Raw genomic sequence first — 4,925 nt, 5'->3', positions numbered from 1 at the left:
AACCAGTAGAAGACCGTGCCGAGCGTGACGGCCAGCAGCATGATGACCACAGCCGTCCAGGCGGCGGGCGAGTGTCCGTGGCCGGGGTCGTCGATGCTGTTGCTCATGGTGCTCCTCGGTCTCATTCGGGGGTTACCCGCCAGTCTAGCGGGCGGTGGGATCGTCGCCGTGCGACAGGTCGTCCCAGGAGTCGATCGCGTCGTGCGGGCGCGACGCGGCCGCACCCGTGGCCGATCCCGCCGCCGACGGGCTCGGGTTGTCCGTGCGATACCGGCGTCCACTGCCGCGCCAGCGGTGCGACGCGGCGAGCGTCAGGACGCCGCCCACGGCGACCAGTGCGCCCGCGACCACCGTGAGCCACGGCCAGGGCGTCGACGTGATCGAGGCGACCAGCCCGTCGATCGCGTCCGTTCCCGACAGGCCGGTGGCCGTCGTCACCGCGGCCGAGACGGCATCCACGGGGTGTTCGATCGCGATGCGTCCCGCACCGATCAGCAGCGTGCCGCCGATGATGACCGCAACCGCTCCGAACGCGTAACGCAGCACGCGTCCGACCACCGTGAGGGCGAGGCCCAGCGCGAGCGCCGCCAGGCTGAGCGGAGCGAGCAGGGTGAACCCCTTCGCGCCGGCGACGGTGAGGGATGCGGTGGCACCGGCATCCAAGGCGACGTCCAGCCACGTCTGGGTCGACGAGATGATCGCGAGGGCGCCGCCGGCGATGATCGAGAGGACCGCGTAACTGCGTGCGCGTGCCGTCACGACGGGTCGCCGCCGTGATCGAGCGGTGCGAGGGCGACGACGGGAGAGAGGTCGTCGGCGTCGAAGCAGGTGTGATCGCCGGTGTGGCAGGCGGCACCGATCTGCTCGACGGCGATCAGCAGGGTGTCGCCGTCGCAGTCCAGCCGGGCGCCGCGCACGTACTGCGCGTGACCCGACGTGTCGCCCTTGCGCCAGTACTCCTGGCGGGAGCGCGACCAGAACGTCACCCGTCCCTCGGTGAGCGTGCGGCGGAGGGCTTCGGCGTCCATCCAGCCGAGCATGAGCACGTCGCCCGTGTCGTGCTGCTGGATGATCGCCGGGACGAGCCCGTCCGCGTTGAAGCGGACGCGGTCGATGCGAGCGTCGTCGACGGCGCTCATCGGCGCACCTCGATCCCGTCCGCCGTCAGCGCGTCCTTGACGTCGCCGATCGTCAGCTGCCCGGAGTGGAAGACGGATGCCGCGAGCACCGCGTCGGCGCCCGCGTGCACGGCCGGGGCGAAGTGCTCGACGCTTCCGGCGCCTCCGGAGGCGATGACGGGCACGGAGGACAGCTCGCGCATCAGGCCGACGAGCTCGAGGTCGAACCCGTCCTTCGTGCCGTCGGCGTCGATCGAGTTGACCAGCAGCTCCCCCGCTCCCCGGTCGATCGCCTCTCGCGCCCAGTCGAGCGCGTCGAGGCTGGTCGCGGTCCGACCGCCGTGGGTCGTGACGACGAAACCGGAGCGGGTGCCCGGCGCGCGTTTGACGTCGAGCGACAGCACCAGCACCTGCGCGCCGAAGCGATCGGCGATCTCGCCCAGCAGGTCGGGGCGCGCGATGGCCGCGGAGTTGACGCCGACCTTGTCGGCCCCGACCGCGAGCAGACGGGCCACGTCGTCGGCGCTGCGCACACCGCCGCCGACGGTCAGGGGGATGAAGACCTCCTCGGCCGTGCGGCGCACGACGTCGTAGGTCGTCGAACGATCATCGACCGTCGCGGTCACGTCGAGGAAGGTCAGCTCGTCGGCGCCCTGAGCGAAATAGAGGGCGGCGAGTTCGACGGGATCACCCATGTCGCGGAGGTTCTCGAAGTTCACGCCCTTGACGACGCGGCCGGCGGCCACGTCCAGACAGGGGATGACCCGTCGTGCGAGCGACATGTCAGAGCCTCGCGTTGTGGATCGCGGTCACCAGGATCGCGCGCGCGCCGATCGCGTACAGCGCGTCCATCACCTGGTTGACCGTCTTGCGGGGGCTCATGACCCGCACGGCGACCCATTCGGGATCGCGAAGCGGCGAAATCGTGGGCGACTCGATACCGGGAGCGATGGCGACCGCGTCGTCGACCAGCGACGCCGGGAGGTCGTAGTCGATGAGGACGTAACGCCTGGCTACCATGACGCCGCGCAGTCGCCTCAGCAGGGTCTCGGTGCCCTCGGCCTCGCTCGGAGCGCCGATGAGCACCGCTTCCGACTCGAGCAGCACCGGGCCGAAGATCTCCAGACCCGCCTGGCGGAGCGTCGTGCCGGTGGATACCACGTCCGCGACGGCATCCGCGACGCCGAGCTGCACCGCCGACTCCACCGCGCCGTCCAGCGGCACCAGGTCGACCGCGACTCCCTGCTCGTCGAGGAAGCCGTCGACCAGCCCCGGGTACGCCGTCGCGACCCGCAGACCCTCGAGGTCGCTCACCTGCGTGAAGCGCCCGGGAGGGCCGGCGAAGCGGAAGGTCGAGCCGCCGAAGCCCAGCTTCTCGATCTCGCGGGCACCCGGCATCCGTGCGTCCAGCAGCAGGTCGCGGCCGGTGATGCCGACGTCCAGTGCGCCGGAACCGACATAGGTCGCGATGTCCTTCGGGCGCAGGTAGAAGAACTCGACCTCGTTGACGGGGTCGATGACGTGGAGGTCCTTGGGGTCGCGGCGGCCGATGTATCCGGCTTCCGCGAGCATCTCGGCGGCGGTGTCGGCGAGCGACCCCTTGTTCGGCACGGCGATGCGCAGCATGGGTGAAGGGCTTTCGGTGTCGGGACGAGCGGGGGCGGGAACGCGCTCAGAGATGTCGGTAGACGTCCTGCAGCGTGAGGCCCTTGGCGAGCATCAGCACCTGCAGGTGGTACAGCAGCTGCGAGATCTCTTCGGCGGTCTCGTCGTCGGACTGGTACTCCGCGGCCATCCAGACTTCCGCGGCCTCTTCGACGATCTTCTTGCCGATGGCGTGCACGCCGCGATCGAGCTGCGCGACCGTGCCGGAGCCTTCGGGACGGGTCTCGGCGGTCGTCGTCAGCTCCGCGAACAGGGCGTCGAACGTCTTCCCCCTCTCAGGCTACCGGTCCTCGGCGCGCCCGCGCGCCGCCAGCCGCGGGCGGCGGTGCTCAGTGGCGGTGATGCTCGGTGGCGAGTCGGCGCAGCGCGGCGATCGCCCGGTCGGGCTCGTCCGCGCCGAAGACCGCGGATCCGGCGACGAACGTGTCGGCGCCGGCCTCGGCGGCCTGCGCGATGGTCGACTCGGAGATGCCGCCGTCGACCTGCAGCCACACCTGCGAGCCGCGCCGGCGCGCCTCGTCGTGCAGACGCGCGAGCTTGGGCATCTGATCGGCCATGAAGGACTGGCCGCCGAAGCCCGGCTCGACGGTCATCACGAGGATCTGGTCGAACTCGTCGAGCACGTCGTACAGGCCTTCGACCGGTGTCGCGGGTTTGACGGCGACGCCGGCTCGCGACCCGATCGCGCGGAGTCGCCGCGCGAGAGTGATCGGGTCGGTCGCCGCCTCGAGATGAAAGGTGACGGATGCCGCGCCAAGCTCGGCGTACCCGGGCGCCCACCGGTCGGCATCCGAGATCATGAGGTGGACGTCCAGCGGCACGGGGCTCGTCGCCTGGATGCGCTCGACCATCTGCGGACCGAACGTCAGATTCGGCACGAAGTGATTGTCCATGACGTCCACATGCACGAAGTCGGCGGTCGCGATGCGCGCCAACTCCGCCTGCATGTTGACGAAGTCGGCGGCCAGGATGCTGGGGTTGATGCGGATGTCGCCGGTCACGGCACCACCCTAGTCGGCGCCGCGATCACCGCTTGCGCAGCAGAGAGATCGACATCGCGTCGGTGCCGTGCCGGTGCGGCCACAGCTGTGCGCGGCCCGACCCGTCCGCGGGGGCGGGGAGGTCGATGGGATCCGTGGCGATCGCGGCGACGACGGCACGCGCGTCCAGCTCTTCGACGGCGCCGTCGGCGGTCCGCAGCGCGTCGGCCACGATCGCGGCCGTCTCCGCGAGATGCGGGGAGCAGGTCACGTACGCGACGACGCCCCCGGGACGCAGTGCGGCGAGCGCCGCCGACAGAAGCTCGGATTGCAGCGCCGCCAGCTCGGGCACGTCGACGGGCTGCTTTCGCCACCGCGCCTCCGGGCGGCGGCGGAGCGCACCGAGCCCGGTGCAGGGGGCGTCGACCAGGATGCGGTCGTAGCGTCCACGCCCCGCGCGTACCCGGCCGTCCTCCTCCGAGACCGGGACCTCCAGAGGCACGGCGGACACGGAGTCCCGCACGAGCCCGGCGCGCGCGGGTGACAGCTCGTTCGCCTCGAGCGTGGCACCGTGGGCGAGCGCCTCGGCGGCGAGGACGGCCGTCTTGCCGCCCGGGGCGGCGCACAGGTCGAGCCAGCGCTCGCCGTCGGCGACAGGCTGTGCGCGTGCCAGGGCCAGCGCGGCCAGCTGCGAGCCCTCGTCCTGCACCCGGACGAGTCCCCCGGATGCTGTGACCAGCGCCCCCGGATCACCGCCGGCGGAGCGGAACCCGAGCGGCGAGTACGGGGTCAACGTCGCCTCGGCGGGTCGCTCTGCCAGTCCGGGCAGCGCGGCGAGGGTGACGACGGGTGCGGCGTTGTCCGCCGCCAGCAGCTCTTCCAGTTCGTCCGCGCGCCCCTCGGCGGCCAGCGCCCGGCGGAAGGCGCGGATCACCCACACAGGATGCGCGAAGCGCACCGCCAGGCGCTCATCGTCGGAGCGCGCGGCGGCGGCCAGATGGTCGTCCCACTCCTGCGGCGTCCGCTCGCTGACACGGCGCAGGACCGCGTTGGCGAACCCGGCGGCCGGGGCGCCGACGGCCTTCCTCACCTGCCGGACCGTCTCGTTGACCGCGGCGTGCGCCGGCGTGCGCATCGCGATGAGCTGGTGCACTCCCAGGCG

The 4,925-nt window shown here is 71.8% G+C and carries 7 protein-coding genes and 1 pseudogene; all 8 read right to left on the bottom strand.

From position 1 onward, the window contains the following. On the bottom strand, positions 1-107 hold a 107-nt coding region (locus BGN98_RS04695; protein ID WP_288119899.1), incomplete at its 3' end, for a DUF6704 family protein. 37 nt (positions 108-144) lie between these two features. After that, complete coding sequence (locus BGN98_RS04690) at positions 145-759, bottom strand: Trp biosynthesis-associated membrane protein (RefSeq protein ID WP_061683447.1); 615 nt, start codon at positions 757-759, stop codon at positions 145-147. Then, positions 756-1,139, bottom strand: a complete 384-nt coding sequence (gene hisI / locus BGN98_RS04685) for a phosphoribosyl-AMP cyclohydrolase (RefSeq protein ID WP_061683448.1) — start codon at positions 1,137-1,139, stop codon at positions 756-758. Before hisI ends, BGN98_RS04690 begins: the two co-directional genes overlap by 4 nt. After that, positions 1,136-1,900: an imidazole glycerol phosphate synthase subunit HisF gene (hisF, locus tag BGN98_RS04680; protein ID WP_061683449.1), complete on the bottom strand. Its 765-nt coding sequence runs from the start codon at positions 1,898-1,900 to the stop codon at positions 1,136-1,138. Before hisF ends, hisI begins: the two co-directional genes overlap by 4 nt. A 1-nt stretch (position 1,901) precedes the next feature. Continuing rightward, positions 1,902-2,744 carry an ATP phosphoribosyltransferase gene (gene hisG / locus BGN98_RS04675; protein WP_061683450.1) on the bottom strand — a complete coding sequence of 281 codons (843 nt, stop codon included), beginning with the start codon at positions 2,742-2,744 and terminating at the stop codon, positions 1,902-1,904. 46 nt (positions 2,745-2,790) lie between these two features. After that, positions 2,791-3,051 (bottom strand): annotated as a pseudogene (locus tag BGN98_RS04670) (phosphoribosyl-ATP diphosphatase); the annotation flags it as partial. A gap of 61 nt (positions 3,052-3,112) precedes the next feature. After that, positions 3,113-3,784 carry a ribulose-phosphate 3-epimerase gene (gene rpe, locus BGN98_RS04665; RefSeq protein ID WP_288119895.1) on the bottom strand — a complete coding sequence of 224 codons (672 nt, stop codon included), beginning with the start codon at positions 3,782-3,784 and terminating at the stop codon, positions 3,113-3,115. 25 nt (positions 3,785-3,809) lie between these two features. Continuing rightward, positions 3,810-4,925: RsmB/NOP family class I SAM-dependent RNA methyltransferase (locus tag BGN98_RS04660; protein WP_288119893.1), on the bottom strand; the 1,116-nt coding region annotated here is incomplete at its 5' end.

Origin of the sequence: Microbacterium sp. 69-7, assembly GCF_001897985.1 — a bacterium.
GTDB classification, from domain to species: domain Bacteria; phylum Actinomycetota; class Actinomycetes; order Actinomycetales; family Microbacteriaceae; genus Microbacterium; species Microbacterium laevaniformans.
Note: the sequence above shows the minus strand (reverse complement) of the source record. Positions and strands in the feature narration are given on the sequence as shown.